The organism is Sphingobium abikonense NBRC 16140, from assembly GCF_001598335.1.
GTDB classification, from domain to species: Bacteria; Pseudomonadota; Alphaproteobacteria; order Sphingomonadales; family Sphingomonadaceae; genus Sphingobium; species Sphingobium abikonense.
Map to the genome: position 1 here is coordinate 129,865 of NZ_BCYT01000004.1, position 18,375 is coordinate 148,239.

General features: G+C 63.7%; 17 protein-coding genes and 1 tRNA gene. 14 read left to right on the forward strand and 4 right to left on the reverse strand.

Translation table 11 applies throughout. The features are described 5' to 3' along the window. The first annotated feature begins 177 nt into the window (after positions 1-177). The 3 genes from SAB01S_RS06215 (at position 178) to SAB01S_RS06225 (ending at position 1,818) form a co-directional block, all read left to right on the forward strand. A tRNA-Ala gene (locus SAB01S_RS06215) sits at positions 178-253 on the forward strand. A 65-nt stretch (positions 254-318) separates the two neighbouring features. Then, positions 319-1,089 carry an NUDIX hydrolase gene (locus tag SAB01S_RS06220; RefSeq protein ID WP_062732225.1) on the forward strand — a complete coding sequence of 257 codons (771 nt, stop codon included), beginning with the start codon at positions 319-321 and terminating at the stop codon, positions 1,087-1,089. A 3-nt stretch (positions 1,090-1,092) separates the two neighbouring features. Beyond that, positions 1,093-1,818 carry an extensin-like domain-containing protein gene (locus SAB01S_RS06225; protein WP_062732226.1) on the forward strand — a complete coding sequence of 242 codons (726 nt, stop codon included), beginning with the start codon at positions 1,093-1,095 and terminating at the stop codon, positions 1,816-1,818. Positions 1,819-1,825: 7 nt separating this feature from the next. Here SAB01S_RS06225 and trpE read toward each other — a convergent pair whose 3' ends face one another. Continuing rightward, on the reverse strand, positions 1,826-3,343 hold the full coding sequence (gene trpE / locus SAB01S_RS06230) for an anthranilate synthase component I (protein ID WP_062732227.1): 1,518 nt from the start codon (positions 3,341-3,343) through the stop codon (positions 1,826-1,828). Positions 3,344-3,345: 2 nt separating this feature from the next. Continuing rightward, on the reverse strand, positions 3,346-5,298 hold the full coding sequence (locus tag SAB01S_RS06235) for a peptidyl-prolyl cis-trans isomerase (RefSeq protein ID WP_062732228.1): 1,953 nt from the start codon (positions 5,296-5,298) through the stop codon (positions 3,346-3,348). Between the two features lie 202 nt (positions 5,299-5,500). Here SAB01S_RS06235 and tpiA point away from each other — a divergent pair, with 202 nt between their 5' ends. The 3 genes from tpiA (at position 5,501) to pyrG (ending at position 8,529) form a co-directional block, all read left to right on the forward strand. Beyond that, positions 5,501-6,262 (forward strand): triose-phosphate isomerase, encoded by a 762-nt coding sequence (tpiA, locus tag SAB01S_RS06240; protein ID WP_062732229.1) that lies wholly within the window; start codon positions 5,501-5,503, stop codon positions 6,260-6,262. A gap of 176 nt (positions 6,263-6,438) precedes the next feature. Next, positions 6,439-6,807 carry a preprotein translocase subunit SecG gene (secG, locus tag SAB01S_RS06245; RefSeq protein WP_062732230.1) on the forward strand — a complete coding sequence of 123 codons (369 nt, stop codon included), beginning with the start codon at positions 6,439-6,441 and terminating at the stop codon, positions 6,805-6,807. A 90-nt stretch (positions 6,808-6,897) separates the two neighbouring features. Continuing rightward, positions 6,898-8,529, forward strand: coding sequence for a CTP synthase (gene pyrG / locus SAB01S_RS06250; protein WP_062732231.1), 1,632 nt, complete (start codon positions 6,898-6,900; stop codon positions 8,527-8,529). 37 nt (positions 8,530-8,566) lie between these two features. Here pyrG and SAB01S_RS06255 read toward each other — a convergent pair whose 3' ends face one another. After that, the gene (locus SAB01S_RS06255; RefSeq protein WP_062732365.1) at positions 8,567-9,703 is read right to left on the reverse strand and encodes a PQQ-dependent sugar dehydrogenase; all 1,137 of its coding nucleotides are present in this window, start codon (positions 9,701-9,703) and stop codon (positions 8,567-8,569) included. Positions 9,704-9,887: 184 nt separating this feature from the next. Between SAB01S_RS06255 and rimP the strand changes: the two genes are divergently transcribed. From rimP to SAB01S_RS06295, 8 genes are all read left to right on the forward strand, one after another. Further along, positions 9,888-10,412 (forward strand): ribosome maturation protein RimP, encoded by a 525-nt coding sequence (gene rimP / locus SAB01S_RS06260; RefSeq protein ID WP_062732232.1) that lies wholly within the window; start codon positions 9,888-9,890, stop codon positions 10,410-10,412. A gap of 14 nt (positions 10,413-10,426) precedes the next feature. Beyond that, complete coding sequence (gene nusA, locus SAB01S_RS06265; protein WP_062732233.1) at positions 10,427-11,995, forward strand: transcription termination factor NusA; 1,569 nt, start codon at positions 10,427-10,429, stop codon at positions 11,993-11,995. A gap of 7 nt (positions 11,996-12,002) precedes the next feature. Then, positions 12,003-12,236, forward strand: a complete 234-nt coding sequence (locus SAB01S_RS06270; protein WP_062732234.1) for a tautomerase family protein — start codon at positions 12,003-12,005, stop codon at positions 12,234-12,236. A 63-nt stretch (positions 12,237-12,299) separates the two neighbouring features. After that, positions 12,300-12,959, forward strand: a complete 660-nt coding sequence (locus tag SAB01S_RS06275; RefSeq protein ID WP_021226933.1) for a DUF448 domain-containing protein — start codon at positions 12,300-12,302, stop codon at positions 12,957-12,959. Positions 12,960-13,040: 81 nt separating this feature from the next. Continuing rightward, positions 13,041-15,605, forward strand: coding sequence for a translation initiation factor IF-2 (infB, locus tag SAB01S_RS06280; protein ID WP_062732235.1), 2,565 nt, complete (start codon positions 13,041-13,043; stop codon positions 15,603-15,605). Between the two features lie 50 nt (positions 15,606-15,655). Further along, positions 15,656-16,060 carry a 30S ribosome-binding factor RbfA gene (gene rbfA / locus SAB01S_RS06285; protein WP_062732236.1) on the forward strand — a complete coding sequence of 135 codons (405 nt, stop codon included), beginning with the start codon at positions 15,656-15,658 and terminating at the stop codon, positions 16,058-16,060. Between the two features lie 71 nt (positions 16,061-16,131). Then, positions 16,132-17,025: an alpha/beta hydrolase family protein gene (locus tag SAB01S_RS06290; RefSeq protein WP_439646659.1), complete on the forward strand. Its 894-nt coding sequence runs from the start codon at positions 16,132-16,134 to the stop codon at positions 17,023-17,025. A 10-nt stretch (positions 17,026-17,035) separates the two neighbouring features. Further along, complete coding sequence (locus SAB01S_RS06295; protein ID WP_062732238.1) at positions 17,036-17,614, forward strand: thymidine kinase; 579 nt, start codon at positions 17,036-17,038, stop codon at positions 17,612-17,614. A 3-nt stretch (positions 17,615-17,617) separates the two neighbouring features. Here the strand turns inward: SAB01S_RS06295 and SAB01S_RS06300 are convergent, their stop codons facing one another. Then, entirely contained in the window at positions 17,618-18,313 is a 696-nt protein-coding gene (locus tag SAB01S_RS06300) for an HAD family hydrolase (RefSeq protein ID WP_062732239.1), read from the reverse strand. Between the last annotated feature and the right edge of the window lie 62 nt (positions 18,314-18,375).

The window sequence follows — 18,375 nt, forward strand, 5'->3', positions numbered from 1 at the left end:
GGCGCCGTCGCTGCTATCAATGAGCAGCCCACGCCAACGTTCCGGGCGTTACGGACGAGTAATGTCCTGCCACCAGTGCATTTCGGCGCACGGTCCACCATGAAAGCCGGTTCGTCATTTTGCGCAAAATACCATTGCGCGGCTCAAATCGGTCGCTTATAGGCAGCGCTCCTTCAAGGGGCCTTAGCTCAGCTGGGAGAGCGCGTCGTTCGCAATGACGAGGTCAGGGGTTCGATCCCCCTAGGCTCCACCAACCCCTTAATCGGGCTGGTTGGGAAGGACTTTACCGGCTTGGGGCTATGGGCCTAGAGCATATCCATGACAGACCATGATATTTTGACCCGGCCGGCGGCTACGGTCGTGATCGTGCGCGATCGCCCCGGCAAGGCGGCGGAACTGCTGATGATGGAGCGCGCCTCCACCATGTCCTTCGCGGCCGGCGCGCTGGTCTTTCCGGGCGGAGCGGTCGACGAAGCGGACCAGCTGCTTGCCGCGCGATATGAGACAGGGCTGCCATTGGACGAAGCGGCCGCGCGAATTGCCGCCGTTCGCGAAACGATAGAAGAGGCCGGCCTTGCCATCGCCATCACCGGCGATGTGGACCAGGCGATGATCCTGCGCCTGCGCGATGGATTGCAGGATGGCGCGCTCCTGGGGGATCTGCTGGATCGCCATAATCTGGGCCTTGATCTGGGGGCGCTTACGCCCTTTGCGCGCTGGCATCCGTCGCCATTCGATTACGCGACGCGGGTGTTCGACGCTCGCTTTTATCTGGCCGGCGCGCCCGAAGGACAATTTGCGACGGTGGACAGCAGCGAAAATGTCCGCCTGTTCTGGAGCAGTGCGGCCGATACGCTGGCGCTCTGCGATGCGGGGAAGGGCCGCGTCATCTACCCGACCCGCCGCAATCTCGAGCGGCTGGCCGCGCATCGGAACTTCGTCGATTTGCTCTCCCACGCGGCCGCATTTCCCGTCGAGAAGATCCAACCCTGGCACGAAGATCGCGACGGCGTGCCGCATCTGTGTATCCCCGATCATCTGGGCTATCCCGTGACCGCGGAACCAACGGACAGGGTTCAGCGTGCTTAGGATATGCGAAAACTGCACCTGACGCTGCGCGCTTTCCTTGTGATGGGCTGTCTGCTTGCCCTGGCGCTGCTGGCCTATGCCTGGCTACGGCAGCGACCGCAGGACTTGCCCTGGACAGAGCTTGACCTGGCGCAGCCGATCGGCCTGTTCACCGGGCGCAAGCTGGCCGCGCTGACCGGGGATGCCGCTGCCTGCAAGGCGCTGCTGGACCGGGCGGGCGTCGATTATGTCGCTTTGGAGCCGGGCGGCGCGGACCAGTGCGCCTATGCCGATGCCGTGCGTCTGCGCGCCGACGATGACGCCATCCTGCTGGCCCCGGCCGCTGTGGCCCCATCCTGCCCGGTGGTTGCGGCCTTGAAGCTGTGGGAATGGCAAGTGGTGCAGCCGGCCGCTCAGCGTATCTATGGCCAGCCCGTCCGGTCGATCCGGCATTTTGGCAGCTATAGCTGCCGCCGGCTTTATGGGCGCAGCCAAGGGGATTTCAGCGAACACGCAACCGCCGACGCGATCGATATTGCGGCCTTTCAGTTGAAGGATGGCCGGCAGGTCAGCGTGCTGGGTGACTGGAAAGGGGAGGGGGACGACGCCGCGTTTCTGCATGAGGTGCGGGACGGCGCCTGCAATCTTTTCTCGACCGTCCTGTCACCGGACTATAACGCCGCGCATCGCGATCATTTTCACCTCGATCAGGCCGAACGCGGCGCGATGGGCGGGCGCGCCTGCCGATAACGACAGGTCATTGCCCGAAGTTGCACTGGCGCGCCAGAGCGACCGCCTCGCGTGCTGCAGCCAATAGCGCCCCGCTTTTCGCTTCGCATTCGCGCTGCTCATATTCGGCGTTGGAATCCGCGACGATCCCCGCGCCCGCCTGTACATGCATGACGCCGTCCTTCAGCACGGCCGTGCGCAGCACGATGCAACTGTCCATATTGCCGTCCGGCCCGAAATAGCCGACGCCGCCGGCGTAGGCGCCACGCGTCTCATGTTCCAGTTCCGCGATGATCTCGCAAGCCCGCACCTTGGGCGCGCCCGATACCGTGCCCGCGGGGAATCCGGCGAACAGCGCATCAATGGCGTCCTTGCCATCGGCCAGTTGCCCGACGACGTTGGATACGATGTGCATGACATGGCTGTAAAATTCGACGCTGTAGCTTTCCGTCACCGTGACCGACCCGGCGGCCGCCACGCGCCCGACGTCGTTTCGGCCCAGGTCCAGCAGCATCAGATGCTCGGCCCGCTCCTTGGGGTCCGCAAGCAGGCTTTCTCGGTTGGCCGCGTCCTCGACCGCATTTTTGCCGCGGGGGCGCGTCCCGGCGATCGGACGGATCGTCACTTCGCCATCGCGCGCGCGCACCAATATTTCGGGGCTGGACCCGATCAGTGCAAATCCGGGCAGGTCGAGATAATAGAGGAAGGGAGACGGATTGATACGCCGCAACGCGCGATACAGGGCGATCGGCGGCAAGGTGAAGGGGCTGGTGAAGCGTTGCGCCAGCACGACCTGAAATATGTCCCCGGCGACGATATAGTCCTTCGCCGCTTCCACCATCTGCGCGTAACGTTCGGGGGGCAAGATGGGCGTAACGGCAATATCGGCGATCTCGTTTGCGGACGAGTCGGCAGGGATGGGGGCCGCGAGCCGCGCGGCGGTCGCGTCGATCCGCTCGAGCGCGTCGGAGATGGCGCGATCGACGTCAGTGAAGCTGCCCCTCCAAACGGGCGCGACGATGTAGAGGGCGTCGGCCAGCCGGTCGAACACTAGGATTACCGTTGGCCGCACGAACAACATGTCGGGCACACCGATCGGGTTCGGAGTCGGACGGGGCAGTTTTTCGACCAGCCCCACCGTCTCATAACCAAAATATCCGACCAGGCAGGCCAGCGCTGGCGGCAGCGCGGGGTCCATCTCCGCCCGGCATTCGGCGACAAGGGCGCGTAGCGCGTCGAGCGCGCTGTCCGTTTGCGGTACGAACGCATCACGATCCGTCGCCCATTGCCGATTGATTTCGGCCTGCTGGCCATTGGCCCTGAAAACCAGGTCAGGGGCAAGGCCGATCAGGCTATGTCGTCCGCGCACGGAACCGCCTTCGACCGATTCCAGCAGATAATCGCCGCGATCGGGTTCGAACAATTTGAGCGCGGCGGAAATAGGCGTGTCGGTATCCGCAATCTGCCGCCGCCAGATCAGCGCCGACTCACCGCGCGATAAGGCCGCGCGTGCAGCGGCAATGCCGTCATTCCCCCCATCCGCCATATTTACTGGCCGCCGCTATTGTTTGCAGCCAGTGCAGCGCGCACCTGCTCGACGGCCTTGGGGTTCCGCGTCACGCCCAGTTCCTTTTCGACCGCGCGTTCGAACTGCTCGCCATATTCCTGGCCAATCACCTCACCCATCTGGTCGCGCACCTGCGCCAGCAACTGGGGATTGTCCTTCGCGTCGCCGCGCTCGATCTTGGTCAACTGGACCACGAAATAGCCGCGGCCTTCGCTGATCGGCAGCGTCTTGACGCTGTTTTCCGCCATGGCGAACAGGATCGACACTTCCGCCGGCGGGCGCTGTTCGGCGCGCATGATGTCGGCGCGGCGGCCGCCCAGCGTCTGCGGCGCGGGCAGCTTGACGCCCGCCTGGCTGATCGCGTCCGCCAGCTTCGTGCCCTTCGCCACCTTGGCGCGGATCTGTTCCGCCAGCGCCTTGGCCTTCTGGTTGCCGGCATTCAGCTTATATTGCGCCTGCACCAGCGGCTTGACCTCGGCCAGCGGCGGCGGGGCCGCGGCGATGATCTGCCCGGGCGCGATCAGCGCATAGCGCTTGTCGGGCGTGATCGGCACCAGTTGCGCGTCATCATCCGCGCTCATGGCGAAAGCCGGGGCAAGCAGCGGCTGAACATCCGCAGGGGCGACATAGGCCATGTCCTTCACCTGCTTGCCGGTCGCCAGCAGCGGCGGGGTGGTCTCAAGCGTCAGGCCGTTATCCTTGGCCACTTCATCGAAGGTCCCGCCATCTGCGATCTGATCCTCCAGCTTGGCGGTGAAATCGTCAAGCAGCTGCTTTTCCTTCTGCACGCGCAGCACCTTGACGATTTCGTCACGCACGGTGGTCAGCGGCCGGGCAGGCTTGTCCTGCACGGCGGTCACGCGCAGCAGCAGCCAGCCAAGCGGACCACGCACTGGCCCGACCAGTTCGCCCTGCTTGGCGGCGAAAACCGCGTCGGCCACGGCCTTGCTCGTCGCGCTGGTCAACTGGGCGCGGCTTTGCGCGTCCAGCGAGGATACCGACAGGCCGGCGCCCTGGGCCGCCTGCGGCAGGGACTTGCCCGCCTTCACCTGCGCGGCGATCGCCTTCGCGCCCGCCTCCGTCGGCAGCACAAGCTGTTCGACACTGCGGTTCTCGCTCGCCGCATAATTCGCCTTGTTCTGATTATAGTAGGCGCTGATCTCCGCGTCGCTCGGCGCCGAGGCCTGCGCGAAACGGTCTGCGTCAATCACGGCATAGCGGATGCGGCGCTGTTCGGGGATGGTGAAGCGGTCGCTGTTCTTCTTGTAAAAGTCAGCCAGCTGCGCGTCGGTCGGGTCCTTGTCGTCCAGGAACGCGACGGCCGGAATGGCGGCAACCTGGCCCTGCCGCGCTTCGAGCAGCAGCGAGGCATAGGGCAGCACCAGATTTTCCGACGGACGCGCGCCGATGCCGATGGGCGCCAGCAACTGGCGCTGCAGGATTTCGCGGCTGATATCGTCGCGCAACGCCTGTTCGCTCAGCCGCTCGCGCGCCAGGAGGGCGCGGAAATTATCATTGCTGAAATTGCCAGCCGCATCCTGAAACGCAGGGATCTGCGCAATCTGGGCGTCGACCAGGCGCTTGGAAATATGAATGCCCTGATCATCGGCATAGGCGCGCAGCGCCAGTGATTGCACCAGCTGGTCGAACACCTGCGCGCCGCCGCCTTGCGCGAAAAATTCGCCGATCTGCAGCTCGGGGTTCGAGCGGCGCGCATTTTCAAACACGCGCTGCACCCGGTCCTGCAATTCGGCGGTGGTCAGCTTGTATCCCTTGGCCTTGGCCGCTGTTCCGCCGCCCGACAGGCTCGCGCCGCCAAACTGGCCACTGGTCACATCGCCCAGGATGAAGGCGGCGGCGATGACGCCCAGGAACAGGATCGCGAAGATCGCGCCGAACTTGGAATGGATGATGCGGCGAAAGACAGAAAGCATGAAAATGTCCGAACTACAGGCGGTATGGCGGCCCGCTTTAAGGGCGGAACGGCGCGGCGGCAAGGCTTGGGCTGGACAAATGCGCGATGCCCGTCCATCGCATTTGCCTGGCGCCCGCGCATGTCTTGGAGGCGCCGCATCCCGATGCGGCGATGACGTGCGGGGGCGCTGCGTGCAGCAATAAACATAGGGGACTTGGCGGATGAACAGGCGCAAGCTGGTTGTCGGCAACTGGAAGATGAACGGGATGCGCGCGCATCTGGATGAAGTGGAAGCGATCGGCCGTGTCGCGGCGGCGCATCCTGACGTCGAAGTGGGGCTTTGCCTGCCGGCGACTCTCATCATGGCGGGGTCCGAACGGCGCGGCGCGGCCTTCATCGGTGCGCAAAATTGCCATATGGATATCAGCGGCGCCTATACCGGCTCGCTGTCTGCCGACATGCTGGCCGAAGCCGGCGCGACATGGGTCATCACAGGTCATAGCGAGCGGCGTGAGGCGCGGGGCGAAACCAATGCCGACATCGCGGCCAAATCGGTGGCTGCGCACAAGGCGGGCATCAATGTCATCCTGTGCGTCGGCGAAACGCTGGCCGTTCGCGATGCCGGTCGCGCCGAACAGGTGGTCGCGGATCAGTTGCTCGCCTCCCTGCCCGAAGGCGCGGCGGCGGACTGGCTCGCGGTCGCCTATGAGCCGATCTGGGCGATCGGCACCGGCCGCATCCCGACCATGGAGGCTGTTGCGACCATGCATGCCGCCTTGCGCAAGGCGCTGGCGAGCCGGATCGGTGCGGAGGCTGACAAGATGCGCATTCTTTATGGCGGGTCGATGAATGGCGACAATGCGGCCGACCTGATGGGGCTGGCGGATGTGGATGGCGGACTGGTCGGCGGCGCAAGCCTATCGGCCGCCAAATTCGCGCCGATCATCGAAGCGGCCGACCAGCGGATGAAGGCGGCCGCCTGACCTTATAAGGTCCGTCTACTTGGAGCAAAATCGAGAAGCGGGAAGCGCCTTACCAGCGTTTCCCGCCTGCGCTTGAAACAAGAGGATGGTAAGCAGATTCCCTCACAGGTTGCCCCCGCGCGCCTTCGTCGCTATGTGCCCGCCAACGCAATTTTCTTGTCCCGGACACCTGTCGCATGTTCACCTTCCTCCTCGTCGTGCAGGCGATCATCGCCGCCTTGCTGGTTACCGTCATCCTGATGCAGAAATCGGAAGGCGGTGGCCTGGGCGTCGGCGGCAGTCCCGCGGGTTTTATGTCGGCACGCGGCGCGGCGGATTTCCTGACGCGCTCGACCACGATCCTCGCCAGCATCTTCGTGCTGTTGTCGATCGTCATGGCGGTGATCGCATCGGTGCGTCACGCCCCCAGCGACATTGATACCTCGCTGGTGAAGCAGGCGCCCGCAACGCAGAGCGCGCCGACGACCACCGATCCGCTGGCTGGCGCTGCCGCCAATGCGGCGTCCGCGCCCGCGTCCAACGACGCGGTTCCGCTCGCCAACTAAACCTTCCGCCGATCTTCCGATCTTTTTTTGAGCGCGCGTGGATTCGCGCGCTTGCCCTTTGTTGTTTCGAAAGGCTAAGCCTCTCCTCCCATGACGCGGTATATTTTCATCACCGGCGGCGTGGTTTCCTCGCTTGGCAAGGGCCTGATGGCCGCTTCGCTCGCAGCCCTTCTGCAAGCGCGAGGTTTCCGTGTGCGAATCCGGAAATTCGACCCCTATCTCAACGTCGATCCGGGCACGATGAGCCCCTACCAGCATGGCGAAGTCTATGTCACCGACGACGGGGCGGAGACGGATCTCGACCTTGGCCATTATGAGCGGTTCACCGGCGTGTCCGCGCGCCAGTCGGACAATGTGACGCAGGGGCGCGTCTATCAGACGATCATCCAGCGCGAACGGCGCGGCGATTATCTGGGCGCGACGGTGCAGGTGATCCCGCACGTCACGGACGAGATCAAGGCGTTCGCGACGGCCGATACCGACGACCTGGACTTTGTACTGTGCGAAATTGGCGGCACCGTTGGCGACATCGAATCGCTGCCCTTCATGGAAGCGATTCGCCAGCTGCATAACGACCTGGATCGTGGCCAGTCGATTTTCGTCCATGTGACGCTGGTGCCTTATATCGCCGCGGCCGGCGAACTGAAGACGAAGCCGACGCAGCGCAGCGTGCGCGACCTCACCTCGCTTGGCATCCAGCCCGATATTTTGCTGTGCCGCTGTGAGCATCCTTTGCCCGACAGCGAGCGCAAGAAGATCGCGCTCTTCTGCAATGTCCGCCCCGAAGCGGTCATCCCCGCGCGTGATGCCAAAAGCATCTATGCGGTGCCCGAACAATATCATGCCGAAGGGCTGGACCGCGAAGTCCTGCGCGCCTTTGGTATTCAGGACGCGCCGCCGCCCAAGCTCGATCGTTGGGTCGATATCATGGACCGCCAGCTCAATCCCGAAGGGGAAGTGACGATTGGCGTTGTCGGCAAATATGTCGGCCTGCTCGACGCCTACAAATCGCTCTATGAGGCGCTCAACCATGGCGGCCTTGCCAACCGGGTGAAGGTCAACGTCAAGTGGATCGACGCGGAACTGTTCGAGAAGGGCGACGACCTTGCGGCCAGTCTGGAACCCATGCACGGCATTCTCGTGCCCGGCGGCTTTGGCGTGCGCGGCTCGGAAGGCAAGATCGCATCGGTCAAGTTCGCGCGTGAACGCAATGTGCCCTTCTTCGGCATTTGCCTTGGCATGCAGATGGCCTGCATCGAAGGGGCGCGGAACACGGCCGGCATTCCCGACGCGTCCACCACCGAATTTGGCGAGACGTCAGAACCGGTCGTCGGCCTCATCACCGAATGGATGAGCGCGGAAGGTTTGCAGAAGCGCACCGCCGAGACCGATCTGGGCGGCACGATGCGGCTGGGGGCCTATCCCGCCAAGCTGACCGGCAACAGCGTGGTCGCAGGCATTTACGGCGTCGATGACATCAGCGAACGGCATCGCCACCGCTATGAAGTCAATGCGGGCTATCGCGAGCGGCTGGAAAAGGGCGGCCTGATTTTCTCGGGTATGTCGCCGGACGGCACGCTGCCCGAAATCGTCGAGCGACCCGATCATCCCTGGTTCGTCGGTGTGCAGTTCCATCCGGAACTCAAGTCCAAGCCCTTCGACCCGCACCCGCTCTTCGCCAGCTTCATCGAAGCGGCGGTCAAGCAGAGCCGGTTGGTCTGATACGAAACGTCACCCCAGCCGCGGCTGGGGTAACTGTTTAGCCTGTCGGCGTCAGTTTCAGCATGCGCCCTTGCGATCCCTGGCCGCCATCTTCCAACAGCCACAATGCGCCGTCCGGCCCCTGTTCGACTTCGCGGATGCGGGCACCCATGTCCCACTGGTCCGCCTTCGACGCCTTTTCGCCGTCCAGCTTGACCCTCACCAGGCTTTGGCTGGACAGGCCGCCTATGAACAGGCTGTTCTTCCATTGCGGGAACATATCAGCCGAATAGTAAAGCAATCCGGCCGGCGAAATGACCGGGTTCCAGCTGACCTTCGGCGCTTCGAAGCCATCGCCGGGCGCATGATCGGGGATCGGTCTGCCATCATAATGGTCGCCGTTCGACACTTTGGGATAGCCATAATTGAGGCCCGGCTTGATCAGGTTCACCTCGTCGCCGCCCTTCGGCCCCATTTCCTGTTCCCAGAGCCGCCCGCCCTTGTCGAACGCGATCCCCAGCAGATTGCGGTGGCCATAGGACCAGATGGCAGGATCAAATCCCTGCGCGGCGAGCGGGTTGCCGGCTGCCGGCGTACCGTCGGGATTGAGGCGCAGCACCTTGCCGAGCGTCGCCTTGGGGTCCTGCGCTGGATCAAACTTCTGTCGTTCGCCATTGGTGAAGAACAGATATTGGCCATCGGGTGAAAAGGCGATCCGCCCCGAATAATGGCCATTGCCCTCGACATAGGGGCTGGCGCGGAAAATCACCGTTACGTCATCCAGCGCCGTCGTCCCGTCGCTCGCCTGATTGAACTGTCCTCTGGCCAGCGCGACGCCCTTGGCGCCGTTGCGGGCTTCGGAAAAGCTGAAATAGACCGTCTTGTCCTGCCCGAATTCGGGCGACAGGACCACGTCCATCAGCCCGCCTTGACCGGCGCTGTCGACGGCGGGAATTCCGGACACGGGGATTTTCGTCCCGTTCTTTGGATCGAACAGGATCATGTCTCCCGCCTTTTCCGTGACCAGCGCGCGGCCGTCCGGCAGGAAGGTCATGGCCCAGGGCGAATCGAAATCGGCGATGATCGATGTCTTGAACGGCTTGTCGGCCGAATTGGTGGAATTCTGGCCCGTTGCATTGTCCGCCGAGCAGGCGATCAGGACGAAGGGCAGGGCAGCAAGCGGAAGGCGGCGCATCATTGTCTCCAATGTCGACAGGGCGATCGATATGGCTGCTAGAATGAGCCATCACGAATAATGTTGCAGATATTCGACGCTCCGCCTATATCAGCAATGCTTCCTTACATCGTCAAACATGTCGGGGTCGCGGGCGGATGCTCGCGGCGACGCGGAAGCGCGCATGATAGTTTCTGGAGATCGCATGGCGGACATCGCCGCATTGACCGCTTTGATCGAACCCGAGGTAAGGGCCCTGGGCTTTGACCTTGTGCGCATCAAGCTGTTCGGGTCGGGCGACGATTATACGCTGCAGATCATGGCGGAAAATCCCAGGACCAAACAGCTGGTTATCGAGGATTGCGCCACCATCTCCCGCCGCCTCTCGGATGTGCTGGATGAAGCCGACCCGATCGAGGAGGCCTACCGTCTGGAAGTCAGTTCGCCCGGCATCGACCGGCCGTTGACGCGCCTCCACGATTTCCAGGAATGGGCCGGGCATGAGGCGAAGATCGCCGCGCGCGAAATCGTGTCGGGCCACAAGAGCTTCCGCGGTGTGGTCAACGGCGTGGACGGGGAGGAGATACTCTTCACCGACGCCAAGTCCGGCGCCGTCCGAATCCCTTTCGCACTGGTCGACGAAGCCAAGCTGCTGCTGACCGACGCATTGATTGCTGCTAGTATGCCGCTCTCCTCCGATGGGGCGGACGAATTTGAAACCGAAGAATAAGGGTTCATAAAGTCATGGCCAACGCCATTTCCGCCAACAAGGCCGAACTGATCGCCATCGCCAATTCGGTGGCCAGCGAAAAGATGATCGACAAGGCCATCGTCATCGAGGCGATGGAGGATGCGATCCAGCGCGCCGCGCGTGCCCGTTATGGCGCGGAAAACGACATTCGCGCCAAGCTGGACCCCGACAGCGGCGACCTGCGCCTGTGGCGCGTCGTCGAAGTGGTCGAAACGGTCGAGGACTATTTCAAGCAGGTCGACTTGAAGCAGGCGCAAAAGCTGAAGAAGGACGCGGTGATTGGCGACTTCATCGTCGACCCGCTGCCCGCGATCGACCTGGGCCGCATCGACGCGCAGTCGGCCAAGCAGGTGATCTTCCAGAAGGTCCGCGACGCCGAGCGTGAGCGCCAATATGAGGAATATAAGGACCGCGTGGGTGAGATCATCACCGGCGTCGTCAAGTCCGTCGAATTCGGCCATGTCGTCGTCAACCTAGGCCGCGCCGAAGGTGTCATCCGCCGCGACCAGCAGATCCCGCGCGAAGTCGTCCGCGTTGGCGACCGCATCCGTTCGGTCGTGCTGAACGTGCGTCGCGAAAATCGCGGGCCGCAGATTTTCCTCAGCCGCGCGCATCCCGAATTCATGAAGAAGCTGTTCGCGCAGGAAGTTCCCGAAATCTACGATGGCGTCATCACCATCATGGCCGCGGCGCGTGATCCGGGCAGCCGCGCCAAGATCGGCGTCATCAGCCGCGACAGCAGCATCGACCCCGTCGGCGCCTGCGTCGGCATGAAGGGTAGCCGCGTGCAGGCCGTCGTGCAGGAAATGCAGGGCGAAAAGATCGACATCATTCCCTGGTCGGAAGACACCGCGACCTTCGTCGTCAACGCGCTTCAGCCCGCGCAGGTCGCCCGCGTCGTCATCGATGAGGAAGAAGAGCGTATCGAGGTCGTTGTTCCCGACGATCAGCTGTCGCTCGCCATCGGTCGTCGCGGCCAGAATGTCCGTCTCGCCAGCCAGCTGACCGGCAAGGCGATCGACATCATGACGGAGGCCGACGCCAGCGAAAAGCGTCAGAAGGAATTCGTCGCCCGTTCCGAAATGTTCCAGAACGAGCTGGACGTCGACGAAACCCTCTCGCAGCTTCTGGTGGCCGAAGGCTTTGGCGAGCTGGAAGAAGTCGCCTATGTCAGCGTCGAGGAGCTGGCCTCGATCGAAGGCTTTGACGAGGATCTGGCCGCCGAACTGCAAAGCCGCGCGCAGGAAGCGCTGGACCGTCGCGAAGCGGCTGCGCGCGAAGAGCGTCAGGCGCTGGGCGTCGAGGACGCACTGGCGGACATGCCCCACCTTACCGAAGCGATGCTCGTCACGCTGGGGAAGGCTGGCATCAAGACACTGGACGACCTTGCCGATCTTGCCACCGACGAACTGATCGCGAAAAAGCGTGTCGATCAGCGTCGCCGTAAGTCGGAAACGAGTGAGGACAAGGGCGGCATCCTGTCGGCCTATGGTCTCAATGAAGAGCAGGGCAATGAGATCATCATGGCCGCCCGTGCGCATTGGTTCGAAGAGGAAGCCTGAAACCCCCATGCCCTTTGTCGACATCCGCCTGGCCGGTAGCGCCACTCGCGAGCAGAAAGCCGCGATTGCTGCCGACGTCACTCAGTCGCTCGTCGAGCGGCTGGGGAAGCCGGCGGCTGCCGTTCAGATCGTCATTTCGGAAGTGTCTCCTGAAAATTACGCGGCCGGCGGTCAGTTGATCGCCGACCGCGCGGTTCCTCTATCCAGGGAGGACGCCCATGTTGCGGACACTCCCCGATGAGAGAATAAGCGCATTTCATAGCGTTGGACTTGCCCTGCTTTCCGTTCTGGCGGAGGAGCGCCCATGACCGAACGCAAATGCATATTGACCGGCGATCGCGCCGATCCTGCCATGCTCATCCGTCTGGCCGTCGGGCCGGAGGGACAGATTTTGCCCGATCTGCGCGCCAAGGCGCCGGGGCGCGGCGCGTGGATCGGCGTCAGCCGACCCGAACTGGAATCCGCCTTGGCCAAGGGTAAGCTGAAGGCAGCGCTCGCGCGCGCTTTCAAGACCGGGGAATTGCAGATACCCGATACGCTGCCCGACCTCATCGAGCAGGGATTGCGCAAGGCGCTGCTGGATCGGCTGGGGCTGGAGGCGCGCGCGTCCATGCTGCTGACGGGGTCGGAAAAGATCGACGTCGCCTGCCGCAAGGGCGATGTGAGATTGCTGTTGCACGCGTCCGATGCGGCGGCCGATGGCAATCGCAAACTGGACCAGGCGCTGCGCGTCGGCCAGGATGCGGAAGGCACGGATCTTGCGGGCATCACCTTGCCTGTGGACCGCGACGCACTATCTATGGCAATGGGGCGCGACAATGTCGTCCACATCGCGATTACCGACTCGCGTGCGGCGGCGCGTCTTCGCGGCGCTATCGGCCGCTTGGAAAGCTATCTGGGTTGCGCTACCGAAGCGCCCGCGCATGGGGAGCCTGCCTCCACCGACGCGCCGGGCGTCGGCTAGGCATCGGGATTGGGCATCAGGATTGAAGGCGCCGGCGGGCCTATCCGGCCGGAGCGGAAGTGAAGGGTTAAGTTCGAACATATGAGTGACAGCAAGGAAGACAAGCCGGTTCTGGGCCGCAAGCCGCTGGGCATCAAGCGGACCGTCGAATCCGGTCAGGTGCAGCAGCAGTTCAGCCATGGCCGCAAGAATACGGTCGTGGTTGAAGTGAAGCGGCGCCGCGTCCCCATGGGCAAGCCCGGTGAGACGACCGGTGCGGCGCCTGCGGCTGCGCCCGAAGCGAATCCCAAGCCCGCCGCGCCCGCGCCGCAACGGCCCGCGCCGCCGCCGCCGCCCCGCCCGGTTGCGCAAAATTCCATGCTGTCGCGCAAGGAATTGCAGGAAAAGCTGCTGCGCGAGGCGGAGGAGGCCCGCATGGCCGCGCTGGAGGATGCGCGCCGCCGTGAGGATGCCGCGCGCCAGGCCGCCAGTGAGGAAGAAAAGCGTCGGGCCGAGGAAAATCGCCTCGCCGCCGAAGCGGAATCGCAGCGCGAGGCCGAGGAAGCGTCACAGCCTGCGCCTCAGCCCGCTGCCGAAGAGCCCCAGGCAGAGGCTTCCGCGCCTGCGGCCGAGGCCGCGCCCGAAGCAGCGCCGGTCGCACCCGCTGCTCCGGCGTCGACCATGCCTCCGCCGCGCCGCTTCACGCCGGTTACGCCGGCCAAGCGACCCGAGCCGGCTAAGCCCGAGCGCGCCAAGCGGGGCGACGATAATCGTCGCCAGTCGGGTAAGCTGACCGTCACCCGTGCACTGGCCGATGACGACAGCGCGCGCGCCCGCAGCCTTGCCGCGCTGAAGCGCGCCCGTGAGAAAGAACGCCGCGCCCATTATTCGGGCGGCAGCCAGCCGCGCGAGAAGCAGTCGCGCGATGTCGTCGTGCCCGAAAGCATCACGGTGCAGGAACTCGCCAACCGCATGGCCGAAAAGGGCGCGGATCTGGTCAAGGCCCTGTTCAAGATGGGCACTGCCGTCACGCTCAATCAGCCGATCGATCAGGATACGGCGGAGCTGCTCGTCGAGGAATTCGGCCACCGCATCCAGCGCGTGTCTGACGCCGACGTCGAAATCGGCATGCAGGGCGAAGAAGATGCGCCTGAAACGCTGAAAAGCCGTCCCCCGGTCGTCACGATCATGGGCCATGTCGATCATGGCAAGACCTCGCTGCTCGACGCGCTGCGCGGCACGAGCGTCGTGCAGGGCGAAAGCGGCGGGATCACGCAGCATATCGGCGCCTATCAGATCAAGACGAAGGGCGGCGATCTCATCACCTTCCTCGATACGCCGGGTCACGAGGCTTTCTCGGAGATGCGTGCGCGCGGCGCCAACGTCACCGACATCGTCATCCTTGTGGTGGCGGCCGACGACGGGCTGATGCCGCAGACGATCGAAGCGATCAACCACACCAAGGCGGCCGGCGTGCCGATGATTGTGGCGATCAACAAGACCGACAAGCCCGATGCCAACCCGCAGAAGGTGCGCGAGCGCCTTCTGGAGCATGAGGTGATCGTCGAGGATATGGGCGGCGAGACGCAGGACGTCGAAGTCTCCGCGCTCAAGAAGACCGGTCTGGACACCCTGATCGACAAGATTCTGCTTCAGGCCGAATTGCTCGAACTGTCCGCCAATCCTGACCGCGATGCCGAAGGTACGGTGGTCGAGGCGCAACTGGACAAGGGACGCGGCGCCGTCGCCACCATCCTTGTCCGTCGCGGCACGCTCAAGGTCGGCGACACCTTCGTCGTCGGCGCCGAAAGCGGCAAGGTGCGCGCCATGATCAACGACCAGGGCCAGCAGGTGAAATCCGCCGGTCCTTCGACCCCTGTCGAGGTGCTGGGCCTGTCGGGCGTTCCGATGGCGGGCGATCAGATGACGGTCGTCGAAAATGAAGCCCGCGCCCGTGAAGTGGCCGCCTATCGTCAGGAACAGGCGACCAAGAAGCGCACGACCGCCGCGCCGACCAGCTTTGAACATATGTTCTCTGCGCTCAACACCCAGGTTATCGAATATCCGGTGGTGGTGAAGGGCGACGTGCAGGGCTCGGTCGAAGCGATCGTTTCCTCGCTCAACAAGATTTCGACCGACGAGATCAAGGTCCGCATCCTGCATTCGGGCGTCGGCGCGATCACCGAAAGCGACGTTACGCTGGCCGCCGCCAGCCGCGCGCCGCTGATCGGCTTCAACGTCCGTCCCAACGCCAAGGCGCGTCAACTGGCCGAGCGCGAGAAAATCTCGCTCCGCTATTATGACGTGATCTACGACCTCCTTGAGGAAGTCCGCGGCGAAATGGCAGGCCAGCTGGCGCCCGAGCGCATCGAAACGGTCGTCGGCCGTGCCGAGGTGCTTCAGGTGTTCCCGGCGGGCAAGAAGGACAAGGCCGCTGGCCTGCTCGTCCTCGACGGCATCATCCGCAAGGGTCTGGCCGCGCGCCTTACCCGCGACGATGTCATCGTGTCGCGCACCAACATCGCCTCGCTGCGTCGCTTCAAGGACGATGTCTCCGAAGTGCGCGCCGGCATGGAATGCGGCGCGGTGCTGCAGGACACCAACGACATCAAGGCGGGCGACATGCTCGAGTTGTTTGAAGTCGAGGAACGCCAGCGCACGCTGTAACTGTAGGAAAAGCCCCTCCCTCCGCCGGGAGGGAGGAGGTTTTTTAGATCATGGTTCAACAGCAGAACGAAGGACCGTCGGTTCGCTTGCTTCGCGTCGGCGAGCAAGTGCGCCATGTCCTGTCCGAAATCCTGCAACGCGGCGACGTGCATGATGACGTGCTCGCCAGCCATGTCGTCAGCGTAACCGAAGTGCGCATGTCGCCGGACCTGCGTCATGCAACCGTATTCATCAAGTCGCTGCTGGGTCAGGATGAAGACGCGGTGCTCAAGGCATTGCGCACCAACACCGCCTATCTCCAGCGCGAAGTCGCGCATCGCATCCGCCTGAAATATGCCGCCAGGCTCAAATTCCTGGCGGACGAAAGTTTCGACGAGGGCAGCCATATCGACAAGCTGCTGCGCGATCCCAAGGTCGCGCGCGATCTGGATGCGCCGCAGGAGGACTCGGAATAGCTTCGACGTGACGGCTTCCTGTCGCTACTGTCGTTTTGTCAGGCAGGAACAGGGGATGGCGTATGAAGATGATGGCCTTGGCAACGGCAGCTGCCATCTTGGTGGCTGGCATGGGTCATGCGCAGGCGCGCGATGCCGCCATTCACCCCGCTGTCACGACCGATCCCAAGCCTGACGCCACGCATCCCGCCGGCATGAGCGTCTTTGTCATTCCCGCACGGGATGGGGCGATGAATGCAGTGATGTATACCGCGCAGGGCGGCGGGCTGCACCCAACCTTATTGCTGCTGCACGGATTTCCGGGCAACGAGCAGAATCTCGATCTGGCGCAGGCAGCGCGCCGTGCGGGCTGGAACGTGCTGACGCTCCATTATCGCGGCAGCTGGGGCAGTCCCGGCGTATTTTCCTTCAACCATGCGTCGGAAGATGCCTTTACCGCGCTTCAATTCCTGCAACAGCCAGCCAACGTCGCCCGCTATCGCATTGATACCAGCGCGATCGTGGTGGCCGGACACAGCATGGGCGGTTTCATGGCGGCGGATGCGGCGGCAGCAGAGCCGCATGTCGCGGGCCTGTTCCTGATCGACCCATGGGACCCGGCGCAGACAGTCGCGACGCTCGCGACTCCCGATGGCGAAGCAGCCTGGAAGGCAGAAGTGGAAAGCGACCTGCCGCCTCTTGCGGGTGCAAGCTATGAAAGCCTGACCGGCGAGATCAAGGCGGATGCAAGCAAGTTCGACCTGGGCCGCCGCCTGGCCGGCTATGGCCGCCGGCCGCTCAGCATCATCGGCGCAGAACGCGGTATCGGCGACATGGCGCGCAAGGCTGCCGCCGACGCCCAAGGCGCCAATCCGTCGGCGCGGCTGATGGTCTGGCCCACCGACCATAGTTTTTCCGACAAGCGAATCGCGCTGGCCGACGCCCTCGTCCGCTTCCTGGCTGGCGTAGCGCCCACGATCCGCTAAACCCGCGGCCATGGCGAAGCTTTATTTCTACTATAGTTCGATGAATGCGGGGAAATCGACCACCCTTTTGCAATCCGACTTCAACTATCGCGAGCGCGGCATGGCGACGATGCTGTGGACCGCCGCTGTCGACACCCGTTATGGCAGCGGTCGTATCGCATCGCGCATCGGATTGGAGGCGCAGGCGCGCCTGTTTGAACCGGGGGTCGATCTTTACGCGGCGGTTGCGCGCCAGCATGAAGCGACGCCGCTGTCCTGCGTTCTGGTGGACGAAGCGCAGTTCCTGACCCGTGATCAGGTGTGGCAGCTGGCGGCGGTCGCCGATGCCTTGGGCATTCCGGTGCTCTGTTATGGCCTACGCACCGATTTTCGCGGTGACCTGTTCGAAGGGAGCGCGCATCTTCTTGGCCTTGCCGACACGCTCACAGAGATCAAGACCGTGTGCGACTGCGGGCGCAAGGCGACGATGAACCTGCGCGTCGATACGCAGGGCAGGGCGATCCAGCACGGGGATCAGACTGACATTGGCGGCAATGACCGTTATGTCGCGCTGTGTCGCCGGCATTTCCTGGCCGCGCTCAACGGCTGATCGTCAGCGCAACGTTGCGATCCAATCGGGTAGCTGGCCAAGCCGCTCCAATTGCACGAAACGCGGGTGCGTGTCGGGCGCGGCCGCTATTTCATGCGACCAGGCGCCGTCTTGCGGAATGAAGGCCGCCCATGCTCCCGCCTCCAGCGCAGGAAGAATATCGGACCGCATCGAATCGCCAGCCATGATGGCCCGATCCGCGGTGATGCCATGCCGGTCGAACAACGCCCGGAATGTGTCCGCTTTCTTGTCGCTGACAATCTCTATGCCGGAAAACAGGTCGCCCAGGCCCGACGCCGCGAGCTTGCTTTCCTGATGCAAAAGGTCGCCCTTTGTAACCAGCACCAGAGGCGCCTTAGTCGCCAGCGCGCGCAGCGTATCCTCGACCCCGTCGAACAGCTCGACCGGATGCGCCAGCAGCGCGCGACCAGCGGCCAATATCCTTTCGATCATCGCGCCAGTCACCGCGTCACCGGCAAGTTCGACGGCGGTTTCGATCATCGAAAGCGTAAAGCCCTTCGCGCCATAGCCGTAGAGCGGGAGGTTGCGAGTTTCGCACGCAATCAGCCGCTCACGCGTGACCTGCGCCTGCGCGAAGGGGCGCAGCATGTCGAGCAGCGCGTCCTCGGTCGCGTTGAAGTGGCGCATATTGTGCCAGAGCGTATCGTCGGCATCGAGGCAGATCAGGTCTATCGTCATGCCTCAGGCGTTAGCGGATTAAAGGCTGACAGGACAATATCAGGCAGATAAGGGCGGCCGCC